The 22,548-nt window shown below is 60.2% G+C and carries 25 protein-coding genes; 11 read left to right on the top strand and 14 right to left on the bottom strand.

Annotation, left to right across the window (positions count from 1 at the left end):
* The first annotated feature begins 115 nt into the window (after positions 1-115).
* The 3 genes from HYG82_RS28055 to HYG82_RS28045 all read left to right on the top strand — a co-directional run bounded on the left by HYG82_RS28055 (position 116) and on the right by HYG82_RS28045 (position 3,412).
* Complete coding sequence (locus HYG82_RS28055; RefSeq protein ID WP_179260386.1) at positions 116-1,786, top strand: PKD domain-containing protein; 1,671 nt, start codon at positions 116-118, stop codon at positions 1,784-1,786.
* Between the two features lie 609 nt (positions 1,787-2,395).
* Positions 2,396-2,575 carry a DUF7836 family putative zinc-binding protein gene (locus HYG82_RS28050; RefSeq protein WP_235217852.1) on the top strand — a complete coding sequence of 60 codons (180 nt, stop codon included), beginning with the start codon at positions 2,396-2,398 and terminating at the stop codon, positions 2,573-2,575.
* Between the two features lie 600 nt (positions 2,576-3,175).
* Entirely contained in the window at positions 3,176-3,412 is a 237-nt protein-coding gene (locus HYG82_RS28045) for a UPF0058 family protein (protein WP_179260385.1), read from the top strand.
* Positions 3,413-3,561: 149 nt separating this feature from the next.
* Here HYG82_RS28045 and HYG82_RS28040 read toward each other — a convergent pair whose 3' ends face one another.
* Complete coding sequence (locus tag HYG82_RS28040; RefSeq protein WP_179260384.1) at positions 3,562-4,050, bottom strand: DUF555 domain-containing protein; 489 nt, start codon at positions 4,048-4,050, stop codon at positions 3,562-3,564.
* A gap of 158 nt (positions 4,051-4,208) precedes the next feature.
* Here HYG82_RS28040 and HYG82_RS28035 point away from each other — a divergent pair, with 158 nt between their 5' ends.
* Positions 4,209-5,102, top strand: a complete 894-nt coding sequence (locus tag HYG82_RS28035; RefSeq protein WP_179260383.1) for a DNA-3-methyladenine glycosylase family protein — start codon at positions 4,209-4,211, stop codon at positions 5,100-5,102.
* Positions 5,103-5,258: 156 nt separating this feature from the next.
* Here the strand turns inward: HYG82_RS28035 and HYG82_RS28030 are convergent, their stop codons facing one another.
* Positions 5,259-5,507 (bottom strand): hypothetical protein, encoded by a 249-nt coding sequence (locus HYG82_RS28030; protein ID WP_179260382.1) that lies wholly within the window; start codon positions 5,505-5,507, stop codon positions 5,259-5,261.
* A complete protein-coding gene (locus tag HYG82_RS28025; protein WP_179260381.1) occupies positions 5,507-6,598 on the bottom strand; it encodes an MBL fold metallo-hydrolase in 1,092 nt (363 codons plus the stop codon). The genes HYG82_RS28030 and HYG82_RS28025 overlap by 1 nt, the downstream gene beginning before the upstream one ends.
* A gap of 113 nt (positions 6,599-6,711) precedes the next feature.
* Here HYG82_RS28025 and HYG82_RS28020 point away from each other — a divergent pair, with 113 nt between their 5' ends.
* Positions 6,712-6,990: an acylphosphatase gene (locus tag HYG82_RS28020; RefSeq protein WP_179260380.1), complete on the top strand. Its 279-nt coding sequence runs from the start codon at positions 6,712-6,714 to the stop codon at positions 6,988-6,990.
* A 60-nt stretch (positions 6,991-7,050) separates the two neighbouring features.
* On the opposite strand, the gene HYG82_RS28015 is transcribed toward HYG82_RS28020, so the two are convergent.
* The gene (locus HYG82_RS28015; protein WP_179260379.1) at positions 7,051-7,212 is read right to left on the bottom strand and encodes a hypothetical protein; all 162 of its coding nucleotides are present in this window, start codon (positions 7,210-7,212) and stop codon (positions 7,051-7,053) included.
* 975 nt (positions 7,213-8,187) lie between these two features.
* Here HYG82_RS28015 and HYG82_RS28010 point away from each other — a divergent pair.
* Both HYG82_RS28010 and moaC read left to right on the top strand, forming a co-directional pair.
* Positions 8,188-9,615 (top strand): NAD(P)H-hydrate dehydratase, encoded by a 1,428-nt coding sequence (locus tag HYG82_RS28010; RefSeq protein WP_179260377.1) that lies wholly within the window; start codon positions 8,188-8,190, stop codon positions 9,613-9,615.
* The gene (gene moaC, locus HYG82_RS28005) at positions 9,608-10,117 is read left to right on the top strand and encodes a cyclic pyranopterin monophosphate synthase MoaC (RefSeq protein ID WP_179260376.1); all 510 of its coding nucleotides are present in this window, start codon (positions 9,608-9,610) and stop codon (positions 10,115-10,117) included. Before HYG82_RS28010 ends, moaC begins: the two co-directional genes overlap by 8 nt.
* Positions 10,118-10,309: 192 nt before the next feature.
* On the opposite strand, the gene HYG82_RS28000 is transcribed toward moaC, so the two are convergent.
* The 6 genes from HYG82_RS28000 to HYG82_RS27975 form a co-directional block, all read right to left on the bottom strand.
* Positions 10,310-10,795 carry an Lrp/AsnC family transcriptional regulator gene (locus tag HYG82_RS28000; protein WP_179260375.1) on the bottom strand — a complete coding sequence of 162 codons (486 nt, stop codon included), beginning with the start codon at positions 10,793-10,795 and terminating at the stop codon, positions 10,310-10,312.
* Between the two features lie 271 nt (positions 10,796-11,066).
* The gene (locus HYG82_RS27995) at positions 11,067-11,810 is read right to left on the bottom strand and encodes a beta-ketoacyl-ACP reductase (protein ID WP_179260374.1); all 744 of its coding nucleotides are present in this window, start codon (positions 11,808-11,810) and stop codon (positions 11,067-11,069) included.
* Positions 11,811-11,978: 168 nt separating this feature from the next.
* The gene (gene phaC, locus HYG82_RS27990) at positions 11,979-13,442 is read right to left on the bottom strand and encodes a class III poly(R)-hydroxyalkanoic acid synthase subunit PhaC (RefSeq protein WP_179260373.1); all 1,464 of its coding nucleotides are present in this window, start codon (positions 13,440-13,442) and stop codon (positions 11,979-11,981) included.
* On the bottom strand, positions 13,439-13,987 hold the full coding sequence (locus HYG82_RS27985; RefSeq protein WP_179260372.1) for a poly(R)-hydroxyalkanoic acid synthase subunit PhaE: 549 nt from the start codon (positions 13,985-13,987) through the stop codon (positions 13,439-13,441). Before HYG82_RS27985 ends, phaC begins: the two co-directional genes overlap by 4 nt.
* 43 nt (positions 13,988-14,030) lie before the next feature.
* Positions 14,031-14,516, bottom strand: coding sequence for a hypothetical protein (locus HYG82_RS27980; RefSeq protein WP_179260371.1), 486 nt, complete (start codon positions 14,514-14,516; stop codon positions 14,031-14,033).
* On the bottom strand, positions 14,513-14,833 hold the full coding sequence (locus HYG82_RS27975; RefSeq protein WP_179260370.1) for an AbrB/MazE/SpoVT family DNA-binding domain-containing protein: 321 nt from the start codon (positions 14,831-14,833) through the stop codon (positions 14,513-14,515). The genes HYG82_RS27980 and HYG82_RS27975 overlap by 4 nt, the downstream gene beginning before the upstream one ends.
* A 278-nt stretch (positions 14,834-15,111) precedes the next feature.
* On the opposite strand from HYG82_RS27975, the gene HYG82_RS27970 reads away from it, so the two are divergent.
* The 3 genes from HYG82_RS27970 (at position 15,112) to cdd (ending at position 17,660) form a co-directional block, all read left to right on the top strand.
* Positions 15,112-15,750, top strand: coding sequence for a MaoC family dehydratase (locus HYG82_RS27970; protein WP_179260369.1), 639 nt, complete (start codon positions 15,112-15,114; stop codon positions 15,748-15,750).
* Positions 15,751-15,830: 80 nt separating this feature from the next.
* Positions 15,831-17,228, top strand: a complete 1,398-nt coding sequence (locus HYG82_RS27965; RefSeq protein WP_179260368.1) for a phosphohexomutase domain-containing protein — start codon at positions 15,831-15,833, stop codon at positions 17,226-17,228.
* Between the two features lie 42 nt (positions 17,229-17,270).
* Positions 17,271-17,660: a cytidine deaminase gene (gene cdd / locus HYG82_RS27960; protein ID WP_179260367.1), complete on the top strand. Its 390-nt coding sequence runs from the start codon at positions 17,271-17,273 to the stop codon at positions 17,658-17,660.
* A 198-nt stretch (positions 17,661-17,858) separates the two neighbouring features.
* On the opposite strand, the gene HYG82_RS27955 is transcribed toward cdd, so the two are convergent.
* Positions 17,859-18,293, bottom strand: a complete 435-nt coding sequence (locus HYG82_RS27955) for a DUF488 domain-containing protein (protein WP_179260366.1) — start codon at positions 18,291-18,293, stop codon at positions 17,859-17,861.
* 59 nt (positions 18,294-18,352) lie between these two features.
* Here HYG82_RS27955 and HYG82_RS27950 point away from each other — a divergent pair, with 59 nt between their 5' ends.
* Positions 18,353-19,174: a nucleoside phosphorylase gene (locus HYG82_RS27950; RefSeq protein WP_179260365.1), complete on the top strand. Its 822-nt coding sequence runs from the start codon at positions 18,353-18,355 to the stop codon at positions 19,172-19,174.
* 49 nt (positions 19,175-19,223) lie between these two features.
* Here HYG82_RS27950 and HYG82_RS27945 read toward each other — a convergent pair whose 3' ends face one another.
* From HYG82_RS27945 to HYG82_RS27935, 3 genes are all read right to left on the bottom strand, one after another.
* Positions 19,224-19,991: a mechanosensitive ion channel family protein gene (locus HYG82_RS27945; protein ID WP_179260364.1), complete on the bottom strand. Its 768-nt coding sequence runs from the start codon at positions 19,989-19,991 to the stop codon at positions 19,224-19,226.
* 1 nt (position 19,992) lies between these two features.
* A complete protein-coding gene (dacZ, locus tag HYG82_RS27940; protein ID WP_179260363.1) occupies positions 19,993-20,805 on the bottom strand; it encodes a diadenylate cyclase DacZ in 813 nt (270 codons plus the stop codon).
* 273 nt (positions 20,806-21,078) lie between these two features.
* Positions 21,079-22,416: an ABC transporter substrate-binding protein gene (locus HYG82_RS27935; RefSeq protein WP_179260362.1), complete on the bottom strand. Its 1,338-nt coding sequence runs from the start codon at positions 22,414-22,416 to the stop codon at positions 21,079-21,081.
* Positions 22,417-22,548 lie beyond the last annotated feature (132 nt).

Raw genomic sequence — 22,548 nt, 5'->3', positions numbered from 1 at the left:
ACCGGTGATCACAATGGCTGGTACATACGTAATAAATTTTATTGTAACATAGTAGTTTCCACAAGTGGTTGCTTGGAACGCAACCAGTCTGCAGTAGATACAGAGGTTTGACAAAATGAAGGAAACACGCCGGAACGTACTGAGTAACACGACGAAGCTCTCCGTACTGGCGGCAGGATTCGGTGCGACCGGGTCAGTCGCCGCCGAGGACGGTGACTATCCGACCTGGGATCCAGAGACCGTCTATACCGAGGGCGACCGCGTCCTCCACGCCGATTCCGTCTGGGAAGCCAACTGGTGGACGCGCGGCAACGAACCCGGAACTGGCGGCGAATGGGGGCCGTGGGACGAAGTGGACGCGTCCGACGCCGGGCTGCGCGCGACGATTACCGGCCTCGAGACTGGTCTCGAGGCGGGCCAGGAAGTCGAACTCGACGGCTCCGACTCCACGGGCGACATCGACTCCTACGAGTGGGATCTCGGAGACGGAACGACTGCGACGGGCGCAGTTATCACCCACACGTACGACGGGCGGGGGACATACCAGATCGAACTCACTGTCGTCGATACCGCCAGGAACACGGCCACCGAGAGCGGCGAGCTCACCGTCGGTCGAGACGGAGACGAACCCGACACTGGCGAGATCACCGCCGATACGACGCTCGCCGAACTCTATCCGGACTACGAGGAACGCGAGATCCCGGGCACGTTCTCCGCGAGCCTCCCCGCTGAATCGGGATCGACTTCCTCGAGTGTCGGAACGGCCGCCGAAAATTTGAGCGATGAGGAGAAGATCGATCGCTACGACGTCGATCTCGAGGCGGTTCGAACCGGCGTCAGAGACGGCTCCCTGCGGCTGGGTGACTGTGGTACCGAAGCGCTCGACCACGTCAAGAACCTGGAATCGGCCGGGTTTCCGACGCACGCGACCTGTCAGCTGCTGCCACGATTGATGTTGCTCGGCTCCGAGACGGAACCGCCGACGTATCAGGGGAGTACGCGCGAAAACGTGTGGGACGAAACTGCGGGTCCGATGGCATCGACGAACGATCCGTCGGAGCTGATCCAGGACCCGTGGCCGACCGACGGAATCGGCGAGGAACCAGAGGAGGTCGCGGAACGCGACCGGATTCACGACCAACCCGAACACGAGAACAAGGTCGGCTGGACGTTTCATCGCAATTTGCCCGACGAGATTCTCTACTCGGAGAACGCCGTCCTGGATGCGATCGACGACAACGTCCATCCGGTGACCGGTGACCCGCTCGGCGGTGATGGCTTTACCAGCAATTCGCCCATGGAAGTGTCCGCCGAGATTCACGGAGACGGATGGTGGTGGCATCAGGTACTGTTGTTCAAGAACACGGGCTCCGTTCCGCACCACCTCGATGGCGCAGTACTCTGGTGGGTTGGCCCAGCCGCGTACGGCAAGACGATGAGTGCCGCCCACTACAACAACGAGCAACGACCGAGCCACGGGAACGGCCATCCCCAGCGAGACGTCATCGAAATAGTCTACGATGAAGAACGAGACCTCTCGGTATACGTTATCCGGCTTGCGTACCACGATTCGCCGTACAATATGCGAACGGCGTATCCCAACCAGTACTGGTCGCTCGAGATCAGCGTCGGAGATCCACTCAATGATCGATATCCGACCGCAGAAGACCGTCAGGAAGTCCTCAACCTGATGGTCGAAACTGCCCACGTCGAACTCGAAACCGACATGGATCGCAACGACGATCTGTTGGACGAACTCGACCTCAGAAACCGGGTGGCAAACTGAACTCGGACCACTCCAGTAGTGTGTTTCGAGTGATAAACCGTCGGAACTCTCTTTGTGAACTACCCCCCTACCGCTCGCCTTCGGCGCTCGCTGAGGATAGCGCGGGACCGAAGGTCCCACTGACCATGCGAACGGCGGAGCCGTGAACAGAAGAGGCCCTAGCGCCTCAATTCAGGTAAAACCGTTCTCCACCATCGAGTCCTGTGAGACGATGACCGAGACGGGTTCAGGCCGTCCTCGTGGTTGGCGCCCGAACAGGTTCTGTGGGACGGGGTATTTTTCCTCGGTCGAAAATACCACCGACGCACTGTAGCCGACTGTAATATCTGTTTACCACTTCTCGTTTTTTCGCAAAGTGAGTCCCTGAAGCACTTGTACGCCCATCAGAAGCGACTCTCGAGCGGTGGATCGAACACGAAGCACCGATGGCCGGCGCGAACTCGGTTTTCCTCCTCCCTCGGCGCAGGCCGGTTCGGACGGTCCGACGCTCGAGGCGGTCGGTGCTTCCACGATCCGGGGACGTCGTCCCGTCTCGAGTTTCAGGCACAACTTACCACTGCCCGGAGAACTGCGGTAACGTTTTTCAGTTCCCCTGTGAAAGAGTATGACATGGATAAAACGACCGTCCAGCTGTTGTGCCCAGAATGTGCGAAAGATTGGCAGACTTCTCCGGACGAACTCCCGACCGCCGCCGAAATGTTTCACTGCCCGAACTGTCACGCGTCTCGCCGGACTGCCGAATTTATGCGAACGGATCGCGACCTACAGACGCTGAAGCAACTCGGTTAATCGGCTGTCGTCTCGTCATTTGCGTGACTCGTCGGCGGTCCTCTCTTCCTTTTCGATTGGCAAAGCGAGCAACTGAGAGACGCCATCGTCGGGATTTCCACTCCAGAAAAAGTGTATTTCTGTTACCGAAGTGGCGAACTGCGTTGACGCGCGCTTGGCGTTCGAAAATAAGCGCACGCGGGATGGCCGTGGCAATTCGAGATGTGCGTGCCGCTCCCAATCACCGTTGCGTACCACTGAAAGACGCTCACTGCATGGCAGGCGCTTGCGTGACTGTTCTTCCCCGATCCATACCGTACTCCCTGCAGCGAGCGAACGCGGGTAATCTCAGGCGAAGTAAAGGTGGGGTAGTGTATCCGGCAATCGTTCCATCTGTATTTACTGTTTAACTCTTCGTCGTCATCATATCGGAATTAGAGTAGAAATATTTTCTTACTCGGGTAATACACTGTATTATCTCTTCCAGTCCGGTGGTTCGTTCGCGTAGGGACTGCATTCGAACCAATTCCTAGAGTGACACACCAATCTGCCAATAAAGGTTGCGTGTTAACGCAACTCAAGATAATAATATAACCCTGCAGTGGGTAGGACCGCATGGTTATGAAGAAACAGGAGCTCATTCACCTTCACGGCCTTCTCGCGGAGGTATCGAACCAGTGCGCGGAGTGGAACGGTTGTCAAATCGATCTTGAAGAGTACGAATCGCGCGGAATTCGGCCGACCTCGATCCATAAATCGAAAACTGACCACAAAGCTGCTGTTTTTGCGCTCGCCGGCGGAATCACGACGAACATGCGCGAGGGTGAGCAGGAAGCAGTCGCCGCAACTGCGGACTGAGAAACGTATCGAATCCTCCGATTGATTAGTACCCCCACTGGTAAGACTGTCGGTCGATTTACGCCGTGTCGCTGGTTATCGATTCTCTACTGAAAATCTCGCACGCAGCATTTCGGCGAAATCGGCAAAATCCAACGGCGGAGACAGAGTCACTCGACCAAGTCTTCGAATTCGGGGAGAATTTCGTCGTCGTCCCCCTCGTTATCTGATTCGGCCACTGATTCGTCGTCTGTGTCTGCTTTCTCATCCGTCGAATCGGCATCGGTCGAATCGCTGGCCGCTGCACTCGAATCCTCAGAGTCGTCTTCTAATACGTCGACGCGTTCGATCTCGAGTGGAATGTTCTCGAGGCGCTGACCGATCTCCTTTCGTGCGATCCGCGAGGCGTGTTCTTCACGCTCGACGTTGAAGACGGTCATCTCCAGTTCGAGCGCGACGAGTGCTTCATCGGCCGCAATAAAAGCAGGCGGTAGTTCCTCGCCCGATGGAGAGGTTCGCTCGCCCATGTTGATTTCGACGTAGTTCAGGTCAGGGTTCAACATCTCGCCCGTCTTCGAGATGGCGATACGAATCGCCTCGTCTTCAGTTTCAACGTCGAATACCGGCACGGCAGCTTCGACGACAACCCTGCAATTCATACTCACACATTCTATGGCCTCCAGTAAGAAGGTTCGCTTCATAGCGACGAACGTGGTGATTGCAGACTCCGTTCCGTTGGTGTCGAATTTCCGACAGGGACGATTGACTTCGAGCCGGTTCGAAAGGCAAATGCCCACGCCCTCGAAGAGGCCAACGAATGGAGACGGGGACGATCCCGATCGAAGAACTGGCCGGCGGGCTGGATCTGTATCGAACGCTCGAGAGCGGGCAGAGCTACCTCTGGCGGCGCGAGGACGGTGAGATGTACTCCGGTACGCGAGCTCCCGGCGCGTGGTACTCGACGGTCGTCGGAACCGACGTGATACGCGTTCGAACCCATCGTGACGCCGCAGGTGATCTCCTCGAGTGGGAATCGACGGTCGACGCCGAGCAGATCGTTCGTCGACTGCTGCGGCTAGACGACGATCTCGACGCGATGGCCGACGCCGTACCGGACGATCCGTTGCTCCGCGAGGCCTACGAGACTCACCGCGGGATGCGGTTGGTCGACGATCCCGCATTTGGAACGTTGATCTCGTTTATCTGTTCGGCACAGATGCGCGTGAGTCGAATTCATTCGATGGTCTCGACGCTTTCACGCGAATACGGCGAGGAAATACCGTTCGATGGCGGCGTCTACCACGCGTTTCCGACGCCGAACCAACTCGCGACGGCGACCGAGGCCGAACTCCGCGATCTCGGACTCGGATATCGGGCCCCCTACGTCGTCAGAACGGCCGAAATGGTCGCGCGCGACGAGGCCCATCCGTCCGATGCACGGGATCTGGAGTACGAGGCAGCTCGAGACTACCTGACGCAGTTCGTGGGCGTCGGCGACAAAGTCGCGGACTGCGTGCTTCTCTTTTCGCTGGGGTTCGACGAGGCAGTCCCGCTCGATACCTGGATCAGGTCGGCGATCGAGGAGTATTATCCGCAGTGCGATCGCGGCTCCTACGCAGAGACGTCGCGAGCGATTCGTGAGGCCCTGGGCGGGGAATACGCGGGCTACGCTCAGACGTATCTCTTCCACCATTTGCGCTCTAGCGCGTAACAACCCTTTGCGCTCCTGCGCGTGACGTCCCGTTGCGCGCCGGGGCAGACGATCGAGTTCCGCTCACGAAATAGTTCGTTTCTCTGCCTGTTCTGATGATCTGCTCGGCTCGACGCGACGAATCCGACGGGTGTTACGGCCGCTCGTGTGGGTCCGTTACTCGTCGTAGTCTTCGCGGCCGGTCACGGCCCAGTAAGCCTGTGACACGAGTGTAATCGCGAAAACAACGACGAGAATACCCGCAATCCATCGGGCAACGTACTGGCCGAGCAACCAGTACGCCACGACGCTCGCTCCGATGACGAAAAGCACCGCACCAACGAATAATTCGAGCAATTCCCGGACGGTCGTGCGACTGGTCGAGACGTCGAGGTACTCCTCTTCGAACCGTTCGATGATGCCCATCAGCAGAACTCCTCGAGCGTCGTCTGGTTTCGTTTCAGTGGCGTTGCTCGGTAGCCGTACTCGGTCGCGAGGTGATCTGCAAACGCCTCGTCGAAGCCGTGATTCGTGTAGACGACGTTCGGATCGATCGCGAGAACCGTTTCGACGAGTTCGTCGAAATCGCAGTGGTCGGTCAGTGGAAACGTCACGTCGTAGTTTCCGCGGTAGCGAAAGGAACTGTCGACGGCCCATCCCGAGAACCCCGCTTTCAAGCCGTCCTCGCGGGCGACCGCCGTCTCGACCCAGTCGGCTCGAGCCTGATTCGCGGGAAGGATCACGATCTCGTCGGTCAACCCGCGAAGCGAGTCGTAGCGCCGCCCTGAGAACTCGAGACCATCTGAAGACGACCTCGCTTCCGAGTTTACGGATATTCCGTTCGCGAAGTTGCCGTCCGTCGCGCGCTCTATCGCCCGGTTCACGTCGTATATCGAGTCGGAGATCAGAATTTCCCGTTCGTCGGCTGTCGCTTTACGTGCGAGCCACTGGAGCTTCTGGGCCCGGCCCAGTGAGTAGCCGAACAGGAAACAGGGCCGGTCGCCGTTGTCGCGAAGCCAGTCGGTAATCGCGGCCTCGAGTTCGTTTTGTGGGGAAAACCGATACTTGGGGAGTCCGTATGTGGTTTCCATTACGAGCGCGTCAGCATCGACGGCGTGGGGATCGAACCCCTTGAGGTAGCACCGATCGCGCGTCGAGAAGTCGCCGGTATAGCAGTAGCGCTGGGGGCCACCGTCGTCGGAGCCGACGAGTAGGTCCCCGGCCTCGAGGTCGATGATCGCCGCACGGGATCCGACGACGTGGCCGGCCGGGACGAGATCGACGCCCGGGATGCACTCGACGAACTCGAAGCTGCTGCCGGTTCGGGCCGCCGCGATCGCCGCGGTTTCGGCAGAACAGACGACCGTCTCCGGCGTCGTCCGGAAGGTGTGGTCGGCGTGGGCGTGACTCACCACGTTGACCCTGCCGACGGCGCTTCGGGCGTCGGCAACGACGCGGGGCTCGTTTTCCCGTTCGAAATGGATTCCGTCTCGGTGCCGTACCTTCACTGGTTTCATACAGGGACTCTATGAACCTGCCGTTGTCGATTCGAGACTCGCGTGGACCATCGATCGTCGTCACTGGTGCCCACGGAATCGGATTTTTCACGATCGCGGTCGATCACGTGCACATGGCAGATCGAACCCGCGCACACGTGTTCGTCTCGGGGACGGTACAGGGCGTCTACTACCGCGCAAACACCCGTGACACGGCGCGCGAAAACGGCGTCGACGGATGGGTAAAGAACCTCGAGGACGGTCGCGTCGAGGCGGTCTTCGAGGGCCCCGAGGACGCGGTCGAGTCGATGATCGAGTGGTGTCACACGGGGAGCCCCGCGGCCGACGTCGACGGCGTCGAAGCTGAGTACGAGGAACCGCGGGGAGCGGACGGATTCGAAATCGTGTACTGACGGTTGCGAACGAACGCGATGTGGTTCGTTCGAGATCGACGAAAAGCTGCGAACAGCGTTCTATCGGCCGATCAGCATTTTGATGGCTAGTTCGACGTATTCGACGAACGAAACGGTCGGCGTGCCCGGCATGTAAAACGAAACGGCAGGTTGGTCACGCGGCGTGTCGAATTGCTCAGCGCGACCAGTTCCGGCGGATTCTTCGATTTGTGTCGCGTCCATACCTTCCGTACGGTCCTCGAGCCTTTATATACTCGGAAAGATAGTTTTTGAATAACAAAGCAATAATCGTTATTGTGAAACCAACTCACGGGTAGCCGTCACACTGTCTCCGATCTCCGACCGCGACGGAACCGGGATGTAAGCGGGAGTCACGCTCGAGCGGACGGTTTATAGGAAACAGACGGGAGAAACCCGTCGATCTCCGACGGAATTCCGGAAGAAATCCGACTATCAGTATCGCGCGGAACCGAACTCCGATCTTCGGCGAGGGGCCCAGCGACGGTTGTCGTATCATACGGTGGAACAGTTCACATCACATATCTGTTGATCCTACGCTCGCGAGCGCCTTCGACTCCGACAACTGTGTCACTGCCTACTGCCGGGGCCGAGTGGATCGTACCCACGTTCTTTCCCCCACGTCGACTGGCGAATTCGCGTCCGTGATGCGTTCGTCAGAGAGCGGGCTCGAACCCTGCGGGGCATCCAGCCCGCCGATCGTCGCGAGCGCGAGGGCGGGTGTGTAGGGCGTGAATTGCCACGCCATCGGTCTTTGTGTTGCACAAATGATGTTTCCCGCCCGCTATAAGTCTTCCCGCCAGAACTGACGCGACACCCGAATTGGCTCGAAACGGTGTGACACCCGAATCGGCTCGGAACGGTGTGACACCCGAATCGGCTCGGAACGGTGTGACACCCGAATCGGCTCGAAACGGTGTGACACCCGAATCGGCTCGGAACGGTGTGACACCCGAATCGGCTCGGAACGGTGTGACACCCGAATCGGCTCGGAACGGTGTGACACCCGAATCGGCTCGGAACGGTGTGACACCCGAATCGGCTCGAAACGGTGTGACACCCGAATCGGCTCGAAACGGTGATCGACTGCGAACTGACGGCATCCCGTCGGCTCGAATCGGACGATATCACGCAGGTCCGTCCGCAATCTTCAACGGTCGGCCGGTCGAACCCTGCCCTATGATTACTGGCGAGCGAATGGCCGCCGTCGACGAGAACGCCGCGGCGCTCGGGGTGCCGCGAAAGCAATTGATGGAGTCGAGCGGGCACGCGGTCGCCCGTGCGATTCGAACCATCGCCGATTCCGGCACACGGGTCGCCGTCGTCGCCGGTCGTGGAAATAACGGCGGTGACGCGTTCGTCGCGACTCGCTTTTTAGACGAGTACGAGGTCACGACGATATTGCTCGGTCGCGCCGAGGTGATCGGAACCGACATCGCCCGCGAGAACTGGGAGGCCTTGCAGCAGGCCGACTACGACGTACGGCAGGTGACCGACTCGAGCGGGTTCGAGCTTCCCGAAGCGGACGTGATCGTCGACGCGATGCTGGGGACGGGAATTAGCGGCGATCTCCGGGAACCGGCGGCGACCGCCGCATGGGCGATCAACGAGGCCGACGCAACCGTCGTCGCGGTCGACGTGCCTTCGGGCTTCGACGCCGACCAGGGCGATCACGCAGAGAATCGAATCGAAGCCGACCACGTCGTTACCTTCCACGATACGAAACCGGGCCTCGGTGACCTCGCGGCCGACGTCACCGTCGCAGACATCGGCATTCCACCTGCTGCAGAGCGGTTCGTGGGTCCCGGCGACGTCGATCTCGCTCGTCCGGCCAGCCGTGACGGGCGGGCGTTCGTGATCGGCGGCGGTCCGTACACCGGCGCGCCGGCCCTCGCATCGCAGGCAGCGCTGCGGGCCGGGATGGAACTATCGTTTGTCGCTGCGCCCGAGTCCGTCGCCGGTGAGATTCAGGGATACGCCGAGGACCTCATCGTCCAACCCTACGAAAGCGACCGTCTTTCTCCGGACCAGGTCGACGATCTGGTCGACACAGCAGAGCGCCACGACGACGTGATCGTACTCGGCCCCGGCCTCGGTACAGCGGACGAAACGCTCGAGGCCGCCCGTCTATTTCTCGAGTCCTACACAGGGCCGGCGGTCGTCGACGCCGATGCGCTGGCGGTGGTTCCCGACCTCGAGACTGACGCGACGCTGGTCTGTACGCCCAATCGCAGGGAACTTGCCCGGATGGGCGGCCCGGAGACCGATTCCCTGTGCGAGACGGCAGACGAAGTCGAAGCCTTCGCTGCCGAACTGGGTCACGTCGTCCTCGCGAAGGGCGTCGACGACGTGGCGACCGACGGCGAGCGAACTCGGATCTGTTGTAGCGGTGCACCCGGCATGAAAGTCGGTGGCACAGGCGACCTGTTGGCCGGAATCGTCGCGGCGCTGTTAGAGCACGCCGGTCCCCTCGACGCTGCGGCGGCGGCCGCGTACGTCAACGGACGAGCCGGAGAACGGCTCGCCGACGACGGATCGATGGGGTTTCTCGCCTCCGAGATGCTCGCGGAGATCCCCGCCGTCCTGTGGGGTGTTGCCGATGAGTGAAGACGAGGCGATCGACGGAAACACGGACGCGGACGACCTGACCCACACCACCGCGGAAGGCGACGTGCAGATGGTCGACGTCGGCGACAAGCCGGATAGCGATCGCCGAGCGGTTGCAGTCGGGGAGATTCGCCTCAGACGTTCGACGGTTGATGCGATCAGAGACGACGAGGTCGGGAAAGGGGACGTGCTCGCGACCGCTCGAATCGGAGCGATTCAAGCCGTCAAGCACACGTGGGAGACGATCCCGATGTGCCACCAGATCCCGATCACGAACGTCGATACTGACTTTTCGCTCGCCGAGGACCGCGTCGAACTCCGGGTCACCGTCGAGACCACCGGCAAGACGGGTTGTGAAATGGAAGCCCTCGAAGGCGTAACGACCGGTCTGAACGTCGTCTGGGACATGGTCAAAGCGGTCGAGAAAGACGACGAGGGACAGTATCCCGACACCGGAATCGAGAACGTGCGAGTCCTCCAGAAAGCGAAACGTCGGTCGTGATCGGTCGCTGGTCGCGAACCCTATGGGCCGCTCGACATCGGCCATCCGAGCCGGCAATCACCGGCCGCCAGCCGAATCGAACCCGAGCCGGGGACCGCCGACTCAACTTTCGGCGACTGTGGTCGGTCTCGGATCGGCTGGCCAGATATCGAGGCAGCGGGGCGGATCGTCCGAGATGGTTACGCGGAGGATTTACGCTGCGAGAGCGTCTATCAACGCGTCTACTTCGTAATCGTTGAGCGTGTTTTTCTCGTTTTTCACGGTCGAAATAACGAACTTCGAAGAGGTGCGGTTGATTTGATCGATTGATTCGTACCCTTCGATGAGTTTTTCGACCATCTCCCGGTCGGTAAGGTGTGCGATGACGACGAAATCGGTATCGCCCATGGTAAAGTACACCTGATTGACCCCCTCGACTGCGGCGAGTTCCTCGCCAACTATCTCGTGGTATCCTTCCTCGAACGTTGCCCATATCTCGGAGATGATCGTGATCGAAAGCCCGACGTTCTCGAAATCGATGTCGTAGATGTCGTTTTCGACGATGCCGGACTCACGGAGTTGGTTCAGGCGGTAGTGAACGGTTGACTTCGGTATTTCTGTCTCCTCTCCAATCTCATCTGCATTTGCCGTTCCAATTTTGGCAATTGTACTTAAAATCCGGATGTCTTTCTTATCCATCTGTGAAATATGAACTCAGTCTAAAAGAGGCGAGTGAGTTTAAGTATATATCGTCTCGGAAATCCGACGGAGTGTCGTCGAAGAGAGATTGACGAAATATGGCCGCGATCGCGGTCCTTTCGTACGATTCTCTCCTGATTGATGGCCACTTGTAAGAGCTGACACGCCCTGTTCTACAGCGACGGTAAGAGAAACGGGGTTCGACATTTCTCGTTCGAGTGACACTCGACACAGCCCTCTCCGTCGAGTTATTATTCTGACTGCGAGGTCGTTAGAGATCCATCCCACCGTTGACGTCGATCACTTCTCCCGTTACGTACGAGGAATCTTCGCTCGCGAGAAACCGCACGACCGCCGCGATGTCCTCGACTTCTGCGAGTCGTTCGAGTGGGATTCCCGCGATGATCCGATCGAGTACCTTGTCGGGGACGCTCTCGAGCATGTCGGTGGCGGTAAAGCCCGGTGCGACGCAGTTCGCCGTCGACCCTCCCTGGGCGAATTCGAGGGCGATCGTCCGCGTGAATCCGAACATGCCGCTTTTCGCGGTGGCGTAATTCGCCTGTCCAAAGTTACCCTGTTTCCCGACGACGCTCGAGATGTTGATCAGTCGGCCCTCGTCGGCGTTCCAGATATCGTCGTAGAACAACTGGGTGCAGTTGAACATACCGCCGAGGTTGATGTCCATCACACGGTCCCACTCTTCGCGGGACATTTCGGTGAATTGCTTGTCGGCCGTTATCCCGGCGTTGTTCACCAGTACGTCGCACTGACCGAATGCGTCGTGACAGACCTCGCGAATGTGCTCGACCTCCGCGCGGTCGCTGACGTCGGCTTTGGCTGCGACTGCGGAGCCACCTTTGGATTCGATAGCGTCGATGGCGTCGTGTGCCGCCCCTTCTGACGTCCGGTAGTTGACGACTACGTTCGCTCCCTCTTCGCCGAGGTATTCGGCAATGCCTCGACCGATACCCCGTGCTGAGCCAGTGATGACACAGGTTCGACCGTCCATAGACATGGTTTGAACGTTCGACGTCCGGTGATAAATAACGTCCTATTGATTTGCAAAATATTCACTGTGGGTGTGAATTCGGCTGCCGGCTGAAATGGTGGCCAGAGTCCGCAGCGCGAGCCGACTGAGGCGAGCGTCCGATGTGCCCGATCGGTGGCGCGGCTCGGACGCGAACTACCGTTCGCGAGCCTGCTCGATCCACCCTTCGATCCGGGCTGGAGCAATCCCCGTCTCGGTCGTGAGCTCCTCGACATCGGCATCTGCGAGATCATCGAACGTCTCGATCCCGGCGGCGGCGAGAGCGTCCGAGTATGTCTGACCGATGCCGGTTAGTTCGGTGAGGTCGTCGGTTTTCGATCCGATCTCGTCGGCGACGTGTTCGATTTCGTCTTCGCCTTCGGCAGCGACGTCGGAACTCGAGGTCGTCTCGACGTTCGAGCCGCCGTCAGCGAGGTCTTCGATACCCGATTCGTCACCTGCGTCTTCGGCGAGCGCAGCATCCGTTTCGGGCGGCGTTTCGGTATCCGTCTCCGTTTCGAGCTCGGCCTCCGTCCCGTTCGACCGCTCCTCGAACCAGTCACAGACCTGGGGCCAGAGGTCCGCGTGGCTTCGCGAGGAGACGGACATCCCGATGTGGCCCGTCGCGAACTCGAGTATCTCGGTGTCTTCGGACTGGATGACGTCGTTGAACGGTTTGGAGGCCGACGGTGGGATGAGGTGGTCGTATTCAGCGACGATCTGAAGGACGGGCATGTCGATTTTGGAGAGATCGACGCGCTCGCCATCCAGCGTCAGTTCGTTCCGGTAGAGCTTGTTTTCCTGGTAAATGTCGCGGATGAACTCTTCGTAGGCCTCGCCTGCGACGTCGATTCCCTCGTCGAGCCAGCGCTCCATTCGGGCGAAGTTTTCGACGAAATCTTCGTCCTCGACGTTGTCGTAGAACCGGACGTACTTCGTGACGTTGTTGGCAACCGGGTCCATCAGCGCAAAGCCGACGTCCAGGAACTCGGACGGGACGTTGTCGAAGGTTTCGGTGACTGTCTCCGGATCGTAGTACGCTTCAGCTCCCCAGAGCTCGAGGACGCCGCCGTCCCCGTCAAAACAGAGGCCAGCAGCCATAAGCGCCAGATTCTTGACTTTTTCGGGGTACAGCGACGCGTACATGGCCGATTTCGTGCCGCCCATGCAGTAGCCGAGGATGTTGATCGCATCCTGACCGGAGCGCTCGCGAACGACGTCGACGCAGTTGTCGATGTACCGGTTGACGTAATCGGAAAGCGACAGCGTCCGATCGAGTTTGGACGGTTCACCCCAGTCGATCAGGTAGACGTCGAAGCCTGCCTCGAGCAGCGTCTGGACGACCGAGCGGTCGGGTTGCAAATCGAGGATGTAGGGCTTGTTGATCAGTGCGTACACGACGAGGATCGGTATGTCGTGTTGCTCTTCCGTCATCGGCTCGTAGTGAAGGAGCCGCAGTTTGTTCTCCTCGTAAACGACCTCGCTCGGCGTCTGCCCGACCTCGACGTTCTCCGAGGTTTCGGTTCGTTCCGGTGCGACTGTGGTTTTGTCCGCCAGATCGGCCGCGCCCTCCCAGGCCTGGCGCTGCATGTCCAGTGCGATCGAATACGGGTTTTTCATTGCTCGTCTTCTAGGTGTTCGAGAACGCGGTCGAGTTTTTCCTCGACGGCGTGCTGGCGGCGTTCGAGTTCGACGAGTCGGTCGCCGATTTCGACGACATCCGTTTCGGTCGCAAAGCCGAGCGTCCGGAGCGTCTCCTGAGACGCCTCGTCTGCTTGTTGCTGGAGTTCGAGAACGTCGCCGACGGTCTCGCCAGTCATTTTGGCGAACGCAGTCGTCGACATGACGTCTTTGAACGCCTCGTTGGCCGTATTGAGCCAGATGTCACGGAACTCCTCGACGTCGACGTCCTCGCCCTCGAGTTGATCGTTCATCCGGTCTACCATCTGCTTCGAGGCGTTCATCCACGTTTCGTAGGCGCGAGCGTAACCCTCGACGCCGTCGGAAATTTCGGTGTCCTCGCTGATGTCGCCAACCGTTTCGGACCAGCTCTCGACGAACCGGGCCTGGGCCTCCATGTTGTCCTCGAGTGCATCGAGGAATTGTTCGTTCCACTGCTCGACGAACGCGTTCCAGTTCTGTGCCGGGGGTTGTGAGTCTGCCATGGGTGAAAAGTAACGGTGTGCTGTAAAAAACGACGTCCCTGCGTTACGCCGAAACGTCGAACTCGTCGGCGGCTTCTTCGACGTTCTCGGCGACGGCGGTGACGTTTTGCTCGACCTGCTCGTGTGCGTCGAGGTAGGCGTCGAACGATGTATCGACGACGTCGGCGTAGCTCTGGGCGAACTCTTCGTAAGCGACTTCGGATTCCTCGATCGCTTCGAGGACGGCCTCGAGCGACTGGGACTGCGCTTCGGTTGCGGAGTCGAACCCTTCGTCGACGAGTTCTCGGAGTTCGTCGAAGTCGGCGCTTCCCTCGGGAAGTCCCGTTTCGACGGCGTCGAAGTATGCGTGGACGGCGCCGCGAGTTACTTCAGCGTTCGACTCGAACATCGCACTCGACGTTTCGACCGCGTCGGCGAAGGCACCGAGCGACATTTGCTGGGCTTCGAGGGCGTCGTGAGTGAGATTCTGACTCTGTTCGATTGCGGTACGCTGTGCGTCGAAAACTGCGCTGAATGGATTCTGGTTCATGATTGCTCCTCTCGGTTTCGTTTGACGGGGACGACGATCGTCTGGACGATATCGCCCTCTTCGATATCGAGGGCTTCCCGTTCGGGACCGGGAATGCTGATCCGACCGCCGCTCTGAACGCGGGCTTTGAACGTCGCCGTTCCCATGCTCATTGGGCCGAACGCCGACCCGTTCTCGAACGGATTCGCCGACGTCGCCTGCAACAACTGCTTCATCATCTCCTGCTGGGATTCGGCGACCTGCTCTCCTGCTTCCTGCATCCCTTCTGCGAACAGCGCGGGTGGGAACCAGAGCGATCGGTCGGAGTCGTCCGTCATCAACAGCTCTTTGGACTGGAGATCACATAAGCCTTTCCACGAATCACCATCTCATGGCAATAGATGGCATCTAGTGGTTTGCAGTGATATTCAGTGGTGCTAATCGGTTCGGTTCCGGCGGACTGACGGCATACGACGGCGATCTGGTAATCTATTTTTACCGACCGGAATCGCCATCGAGAGTCTCCGTAGGTTGCTATTACAGCCCCATAGTGGAAGAAAAATGATATTAGAACAGCCAAAGAAGTCATATAGACCCCACACTTAGCCGCCCGTAGATGTCCCACCAGAATACTCGAGGAGATAATCTAAGCGCCATGACGACCGCGTGGTCGGCGATGACGCGAGGGTTCCTTCGAACTGCGACGGCTGCGAATCGAGCGGCTGTTTCTGCGATGCTTCCGTCTGTAGATGGCGAGAACGGCCAGGAGGGGGAACGGGTCTCTCCGCCGATTCCGTCGATCGACTACTCCGATCTCGATTGGCAGTTTGATCGTACGGTCGACGATCCCGATGGCATCAGCGTCGGCGACACGGTCACGTTCGAGAAGGCGATCACGGACAACGACGTCCGCGCATTCGCCGCTGTCAGTGGTGACACGAATCGGCTCCACCTGGACGAAGAATTCGCAGCCGACACCCGTTTCGGCGAGCGTATCGTCCACGGGACCCTCGCTTCCGGGCTTATTAGCGCCGCTCTCGCCCGGCTACCCGGACTTACCATCTACCTCTCGCAGGATCTCGAATTCAGCGGTCCGGTCGGTATCGGTGACCGCGTCTCCGCTCGCGTCGAAATCGTCGAAAATCTCGGCAACGACCAGTACAGACTCGAGACGGTCGTCCGCAACGAAGACGCCGATTCGACCGTCATCGACGGTGAGGCCGTCGTCCTGATCGACGACCTCCCCGACGAGTAGTCCGATTAGTTCCGGCTGGCACAGACGTCGAGCAGAACCGGTGCAGTGTTGCTAAGTATCTGCTCGCGGAACGGACGCACATGACGCTTTTTGGGACGGCAGGAATCCGCGGTCCGGTCGAAGAAGTGACGCCACGGTTGGCGCTCTCAGTCGGCCAGGCAGCCGGCGAACCCGGGGAAACGTTCGTTGTCGGCCGTGACGGGCGAGAGACGAGTCCGGCACTCGCCGCGGCGATGGAAGCGGGTCTCGAGAGCGCCGGGGCCGTCGTCCGCCGCGTCGGACAGGTGCCAACGCCCGCACTCGCGTTTGCCACGCGAGGCCGACGAGGTGTCATGCTTACCGCGAGTCACAACCCACCCGCGGACAATGGCATCAAACTCTTCGTAAACGGCGTCGAGTACGATAGCGACGCCGAACAGACTATCGAGGACCGCGTCGCATCCGATGGATCGAGGTTGGCTCGCTGGGACGAGTGGGGCGACTCCGAGCGGCTCCCGGTTCTCGATCGGTACCGTGACGCTGTCGTCGCCTACGTTCGGAATCAGTTCGGTATTCGAAGCGAAAAGGCCGAAGACGGGATTCCAGACGCCCCTCTCACGGGGCTTCGGATCTCGGTTGACTGTGGGAACGGAATGGGATCGCTCGCGACACCGCAGGTTCTGGAGCGCCTCGGCGCGTCGGTCGTCGCTGTCAATGCTACTGTCGACGGCCACTTCCCCGGCCGCGAGAGCAAGCCAACTCCGGAAACGCTGTCTGAATTCTCCGAATTCCTCGCCGACGGGACGTTCGATCTCGGCCTCGCCCACGACGGCGACGCCGACCGACTCGTCGTCCTCGGCTCCGATGGAGATCCGATCCACGAAGATACGGTCCTCGCCGTGGTCGCGGCTCACTACGCTGCCGACAGCGACGCTGCCGATCCAGTCGTCGTGACGACACCCAATGCGTCCGCCCGCATCGACGAGCGAGTCCGTGCAGCCGGCGGTCGCGTCGAACGCGTCCGCCTTGGAGCTCTCCACGAAGGAATCGCCCGCGAACGCGACCGCGCCGGCGAAGACACGGAGGTCGTCTTTGCGGCCGAACCCTGGAAGCACATCCACACCGCCTTCGGCGGCTGGATCGACGGCGTCGTCAGCGCCTCGGCCGTCGCCGCGCTCGTCGACGAAGCAGGTGACACCGACGCAATTCGGAAACCGGTCACGGAACGGCCCTACCGAAAAGTCAGCCTGGACTGCCCGGACGACGCGAAATCCGAAGCCATGGCCGCCCTCGAGATTGCGCTCCCCGACGCGTTCCCGAGGGCCGCCGTCGAGACGGAGTACGGTGTCCGCCTGGAGTTCGAGGACGCATCGTGGCTGCTCGTCCGACCGAGTGGCACGGAACCGTACATCCGCCTCTATGCGGAGAGCGAGACCGTCGACGAACTCGTCGCAGAGGCGCGCGCAGTCATCGAGACGGCGGTGGCCGACAACCGGTGACCAGCCGATATTCTTTGGTAGCCGCTGTTCTAACTGATCCCTATGGACGACTTGATCGACGCCGCTCGCGAGGTGCAGAATCGCGCCCACGTCCCCTACTCTGACTACCGGGTCGGCGCAGCCATAGAGACTGCAAACGGCGATGTCTTCGTCGGCTGTAACCTCGAGAACGCGAACTTCAGCAACAGCCTCCACGCCGAGGAGGTCGCAATCGCTGAGGCGGTCAAGAACGGCCACCGGGAGTTCTCGCGGCTCGCCGTAAGCTCTGACCGCCGGGACGGCGTCACTCCCTGCGGAATGTGTCGCCAGACCCTCGCGGAGTTCTGCGACGACGAACTGGTGATACTGTGCGACGAGGGCGGCGACGACGTTGCCGAGTACTCGCTCGGTGAACTGCTTCCGAATACGATCACGCAGGACATGCTCGATTGATATCTTCCCGCGCCTAAAGACGCTGTAAACCGAGCCCCTATCGAGTGACCGCACCGGACGATCCATCTTGCTCGACGAAGCCGGGTTCGTCCGATGTGGGCCGTTTTGACCGTTTTTGGACGTCTCTTGGTTCCGACCACCGTGGTTTGTCGGGGCTCTGTCAATCACATCAGTAGCGGCTGTGGCTCAATTCAGCCGTTACGGGTCACGTTCCTCCAGAACCTCCCTGAGAATCGTCCGGTGACACCGTTTTTTCTCCGTGTTCTCGTAGCAGACCAGCGCCACCGATTCGCCGGCCGCCAGCCGATCCTCGAGCGTCGCGAGCGCCGCCTGCGCTTTGGCTTCCGTCTCCAGATGCTCCCGATACGCTTCCTCGAATCCGACCTGGTCCCAGGCGGCGTTGTGCGCGCCCTCTTCGCACAGCCCTTGCATCTTCATGTCTTCCTCGCGGTGGCGCATCGATTCGAGCAGGTCGGCGGGCGGGCCGAGGGCGGGCTGATTCTCGTCGACGGCCGCGTGAAACCAGGATGTCGGACGTCGAACGACACCGACGCGGGTCGTATCCGCCGGTAGGTCGGCCAGATCGTGCTGGATGGCGGCGACGTAGGTGTCCGCGAGCGTCCCCCGTGCCATACGTTTCCTACTCGGGCCCCGCATTTATATACAGCGTCGGATCGAACCGCCGATAGCAGATGCCTGGCGACAGCGAAAACCCGAACGCCGACGTACAGTACCACCTCGAGGTCGGCCCCGACGACGTCGCCGACGCCGTTCTGTTACCGGGAAATCCCGACCGTCTCGAGACGATCGTCGCCGACTGGGACGACCACGAGATCATTGCCCGCCACCGTGAATATCGGACGGCAACGGGCAGTTACGACGGAACGCCGATCTCTGTTACGTCGACCGGAATCGGCAGTCCATCGGCTGCGATCGCGCTCGAGGAACTGGCACGCGTCGGCGCCGACACCTTCATTCGTGTCGGCTCTTGCGGGGCGATCCAGCCCGAAATGGACGTGGGCGATCTCGTGATCACGACCGGCGCGGTTCGCCAGGAAGGAACCAGCGACGAGTACGTCCGCGAGGACTATCCGGCCGCCGCGGATCACGAGGTCGTCTCTGCGCTGATCGCAGCCGCGGAGCGACTCGGCTACGATTACCACACCGGCGTCACGATGAGTGCCGACTCGTTCTACGCTGGACAGGGCCGGCCGGGTTTCGACGAGTTCGAAGCCGCCGGCTCGGACGACCTGATCGCCGATCTCAAAGCGGCGAACGTCAAAAACATCGAGATGGAGGCGAGCGTCCTCTTGACGCTCGCGAACCTGTACGACCTCCGTGCAGGGGCGGTCTGTACCGTCTACGCTAATCGTGAAACGGGCGAATTTCGGACCGAAGGAGAATCACGAGCCGCAGAAACCGCGTCGCTCGCCACGCACCTCCTGGCGAGAATGGACGCGGTCAAACGCGACGCTGGCGCCGATCGCTGGCACGCGGGACTGTCGCTCGAGTAGGCGCACCCGTCGGCGAAACCCGTTTCTCACCGCGTCTATGGAACGTCTCTCAGTCCCGCATTCGGACGACACCGTTCTCGAAGACTTTCCGATTGGGAACGATGTACTCCTCCGAGTCATCCTCGATTTTGGTGACGAACAGGTCTACCTCCTGGACGATGCCCGACTGGTCGCCGATCCGTATCTCGTCGCCGATCCCGTAGGGCTGATTGAGCAACAGGTAAATCCCCGCCGCACTCGAGACGAGGAAATCTTTGAACGCGACCGTACCGACGATGACGACGCCGACGGCGTACACCGTCAGGAGAATCAGAAGAGCCAGTACGTGCACGCCGACCTGGCCCAGCGCGATGATGAAGGTGACGTAGAGGACGGAGTACTTGACCAGTTTCGGGATGACCGACACGTCGGGAAGCTTGACCCCCCGAAGATACTCGCTGACGATGAGTTCGGACTTGTCCGCGACGATAAACCCGATGATGAGGACGAGGACGGCGATGAAAAGCTGCGGAATGAACTCCGTAACCCGGAGCCAGAAGGCGTCCGTATCGAGCAATTGCGCGATATGAATCGCCGTGAGAACGGCGATCCCATAGATGAACCACGAGCTCAGCCGCGCGACGATTTCGACCGTCGACGTTCCGATCGACTGGGCGGTTCGCTCGAACGGCGTTCCCTCGACGGCTTCCGGCACCCCCGACGCTGACAGCAACTCTTCGTTGAGCCGGCCGACGAGGTAGCCGACGACGAGCCCAAGCGCCAGCACTGCAGCCGCTATAACGGCCGGTTCGTCGACGAAGAGCTGCCAATCCTCCATATCAGTACGCCTCCGGGTCGACCTCCAGAATCAGTTCACCGGCCTTGAAGGCGCGGACGAGGCCGTCGCTTTCCGACAAAACGATCGTAATCGCGTTCGTATCGCGCGTGATCGCGCCGCCCGCCATGTGTCGCGCACCGAGTCCTTTCGGGATATCGACCCCTTCAGCCGACGGTTCGAGGTAGCGATATGCGGAGACGATCTTTCCCGCATCCGAGATGACGAATGCGCCGTCGAGCCGAGAGAACTCCTTCAACATGACGTTCACGATCGGATCGCCGACGTGAACGTGAGACTTCTCGAACGGGTTATATGAAAGCGGTCGAGACTTGTTCATCACCTTTCCCGCGTCGCCGACCACGAACAGCGCCCCGACGGGCTTTCCCTTCTGTCCTTTCTGACCCAGTTCGATCGCTAACTCGAGAACCGATTTGATCACGTCCGGGTCGGCCCGGGATTTGACGAACAGATCGTAGATTCCGGTATGGGTCTCCGCATCCGCCCGAACGCGGGAGACCGTATCGATTCCGTCGCTGAAGATGCTCGTCGCACAGGCGAGTTCGTCACCGTCTTCGATCACCCCCTGTTCGATGGCGCCTTCGAGACCGAAGCGGATCCGTTCGGTGATATCCTCGAACGCGAGGGGGAGTTCGACGAACGTCTCCGCACCCACGGTATTTTCCGTTCCGACGACGATCACGTCGGCCTCGTCGACGGCAGCGACCTCCTCGTAGAACGAACCGCTCGGCGAGAAGAGTACGACGGCATCGACGTTCGCAAAGAGATCCCCGAACACGTCGTCTAACCCGACCATTAGTCATACAACCCGGTCGTGCCCGAATAAGCGTTTTGGGATGTCTGACGTGTGTCATCCGATTATCTTCAGCAGTGCCGAAACACTCAGTAATCGACATAATTCCGGTCGATACGGCCGTCAGTGCCAGAGTCGCGGATTCGGTATCCCTCGAGAGCACACGAAATTCCACACGGGCCGCTCGCTCGAACCTCGGCCCCATCCGCCGTCATCGACGGAGCGTCTCAGCCACGCACTCGCTTTCGACGTTCTCTGCGAAGGGACGCGTCCGTGTCAAACCCACGGAGGCGACGTGTACGTCGCTGTCTCGAACTTCTCCGGCCAGACGACTTCCTGAACGCCGTTGCCGTTTTCGTCCGTCTGCCACTGGAAGAAGATCGATCCGGAGTGGTCGTCGTTCTCGGGATCGAACTTTCGGTCGTGTGGATATCGGCTCGAACCGTCGTAGTAGCTAATGGTCCCCGTCGTCCCCGGAACCTCGAGCGACTCGAGTTCGGCGATGACGGCCTCCGTGTCGAACGCGCCGGCTCGTTCGACGGCTTCTGCGTATGCGACGATCGAATCGTACATGTTGTACGACGTATAGATCGGCTCGTCACCGCCTGATTTCGACCGATACCGGTCGACGAAATCCTGGGTGCGCGGTGTCAGTTCGCTCGTCGCGGTCGCCGACGTCTGCGTGAACGTAAACCGGGGCGCTGCGTCGAGGTTCTCGTAGTAGTCCGGGTACTGGAGTCGGACGTGCGTTCCGCCGAACTCGAACGCGCGCGTCTCTCGGGCCCACTGTGTGACGGCCTCGTCACCGGTGTGGCCCATCACGACCCACATGACGTCGACGCCCGCTTGCTCGGCGTCGTCGTAAATCGAGCCGAAATCGTCTCTTGCGGGCTGATACCGGTGGCTGTACGGGATCTCGAATCCCAACTTCGGGAGCTGGTCCTCGAACGTCGAAACGATCCCCTCGGTCCACGGATATCCTTCCACCAGGAGCCCGACCGACTGCCACCCCTGCTGTGGCCCCATATTTTGAAGGAACGCAAACTGGTTTTCGATCAACTGCTCGGTGTTGACCGGTCCGGTTCGGAAGTGATATTTGTATTTCTCGTACTCCTCGTCGATGCGTTTCGTTGGCGTGAGCGATTCGGACCCCGTCGTGAAATGGAGCAGTTGCTGCTCGGCGAAATCGTCGATGAGGTAATCGAGCACCGTTCCCGTCGAAATTCCCATCGTCACGTCGACGTCCTCCTCAAGCACCAGCCGATGGTAGCTCCGCCGTGCCTCGAGCGGACTCGAGTCCGTCTCCGCCGTACTAACGGTCACGTCGCGACCGCGAATCCCGCCGTTCTCCTCGAGTGTTTCGGCCGCCACCTCCGCTGCGGTACTCTGAGCCGGTCCGGTTCCGCCGGTCAGAACCCCGATTTTGACCGCTCCCGAATCGCCGCCGGTGCCGGTGAGACTGCTGAGACAGCCGGCGAATGCCGTTCCGAGAGCGCCGGTGGCGGCCGCTCCCAGTAGCCGTCGTCTGCTCGTACGAGACGTCCGCGCCGCCAGAACCGTCGACCGACTGTTAGATTCCACGCCGAGAGATTCGTTTTCGAAGGGAGGAGCCATCGATATCGCTACGACTCGCCGAGCTTTCTTAAATTATCTGACTTCGATGGGTTATCCCTCCGGGTAATTCGTTGAAATACATATTGTAGCGATAGTTACAAGCAAGGGACACGATCTCGACTATCCAGTTTG

It is taken from the genome of Natrinema halophilum (genome assembly GCF_013402815.2).
Classification (GTDB): Archaea; Halobacteriota; Halobacteria; order Halobacteriales; family Natrialbaceae; genus Natrinema; species Natrinema halophilum.
The sequence above is the reverse complement of the archived record's forward strand: the minus strand, read 5'-3'. Positions and strand labels throughout refer to the sequence as shown.

Excerpts from the sequence above, each read along its gene's own strand:
- HYG82_RS27955 (WP_179260366.1), bottom strand. The coding sequence starts at position 18,293 with ATGGCACGGGGGACGCTCGCGGACACCTACGTCGCCGCCATCCAGCAC.
- HYG82_RS28045 (WP_179260385.1), top strand. The coding sequence starts at position 3,176 with ATGAAGAAACAGGAGCTCATTCACCTTCACGGCCTTCTCGCGGAGGTA.
- HYG82_RS27985 (WP_179260372.1), bottom strand. The coding sequence starts at position 13,987 with ATGGCAGACTCACAACCCCCGGCACAGAACTGGAACGCGTTCGTCGAG.
- HYG82_RS27970 (WP_179260369.1), top strand. The coding sequence starts at position 15,112 with ATGTCCCACCAGAATACTCGAGGAGATAATCTAAGCGCCATGACGACC.
- HYG82_RS27935 (WP_179260362.1), bottom strand. The coding sequence starts at position 22,416 with ATGGCTCCTCCCTTCGAAAACGAATCTCTCGGCGTGGAATCTAACAGT.
- HYG82_RS28000 (WP_179260375.1), bottom strand. The coding sequence starts at position 10,795 with ATGGATAAGAAAGACATCCGGATTTTAAGTACAATTGCCAAAATTGGA.
- HYG82_RS27950 (WP_179260365.1), top strand. The coding sequence starts at position 18,353 with ATGCCTGGCGACAGCGAAAACCCGAACGCCGACGTACAGTACCACCTC.
- dacZ (WP_179260363.1), bottom strand. The coding sequence starts at position 20,805 with ATGGTCGGGTTAGACGACGTGTTCGGGGATCTCTTTGCGAACGTCGAT.
- HYG82_RS28015 (WP_179260379.1), bottom strand. The coding sequence starts at position 7,212 with ATGGACGCGACACAAATCGAAGAATCCGCCGGAACTGGTCGCGCTGAG.
- HYG82_RS28030 (WP_179260382.1), bottom strand. The coding sequence starts at position 5,507 with ATGGGCATCATCGAACGGTTCGAAGAGGAGTACCTCGACGTCTCGACC.
- HYG82_RS28040 (WP_179260384.1), bottom strand. The coding sequence starts at position 4,050 with ATGAATTGCAGGGTTGTCGTCGAAGCTGCCGTGCCGGTATTCGACGTT.
- HYG82_RS27995 (WP_179260374.1), bottom strand. The coding sequence starts at position 11,810 with ATGTCTATGGACGGTCGAACCTGTGTCATCACTGGCTCAGCACGGGGT.
- HYG82_RS27980 (WP_179260371.1), bottom strand. The coding sequence starts at position 14,516 with ATGAACCAGAATCCATTCAGCGCAGTTTTCGACGCACAGCGTACCGCA.
- moaC (WP_179260376.1), top strand. The coding sequence starts at position 9,608 with ATGAGTGAAGACGAGGCGATCGACGGAAACACGGACGCGGACGACCTG.
- HYG82_RS28055 (WP_179260386.1), top strand. The coding sequence starts at position 116 with ATGAAGGAAACACGCCGGAACGTACTGAGTAACACGACGAAGCTCTCC.
- HYG82_RS28035 (WP_179260383.1), top strand. The coding sequence starts at position 4,209 with ATGGAGACGGGGACGATCCCGATCGAAGAACTGGCCGGCGGGCTGGAT.
- HYG82_RS27975 (WP_179260370.1), bottom strand. The coding sequence starts at position 14,833 with ATGACGGACGACTCCGACCGATCGCTCTGGTTCCCACCCGCGCTGTTC.
- HYG82_RS27945 (WP_179260364.1), bottom strand. The coding sequence starts at position 19,991 with ATGGAGGATTGGCAGCTCTTCGTCGACGAACCGGCCGTTATAGCGGCT.
- HYG82_RS28020 (WP_179260380.1), top strand. The coding sequence starts at position 6,712 with ATGGCAGATCGAACCCGCGCACACGTGTTCGTCTCGGGGACGGTACAG.
- HYG82_RS28025 (WP_179260381.1), bottom strand. The coding sequence starts at position 6,598 with ATGAAACCAGTGAAGGTACGGCACCGAGACGGAATCCATTTCGAACGG.
- HYG82_RS28010 (WP_179260377.1), top strand. The coding sequence starts at position 8,188 with ATGATTACTGGCGAGCGAATGGCCGCCGTCGACGAGAACGCCGCGGCG.
- HYG82_RS28050 (WP_235217852.1), top strand. The coding sequence starts at position 2,396 with ATGGATAAAACGACCGTCCAGCTGTTGTGCCCAGAATGTGCGAAAGAT.
- HYG82_RS27965 (WP_179260368.1), top strand. The coding sequence starts at position 15,831 with ATGACGCTTTTTGGGACGGCAGGAATCCGCGGTCCGGTCGAAGAAGTG.
- cdd (WP_179260367.1), top strand. The coding sequence starts at position 17,271 with ATGGACGACTTGATCGACGCCGCTCGCGAGGTGCAGAATCGCGCCCAC.
- phaC (WP_179260373.1), bottom strand. The coding sequence starts at position 13,442 with ATGAAAAACCCGTATTCGATCGCACTGGACATGCAGCGCCAGGCCTGG.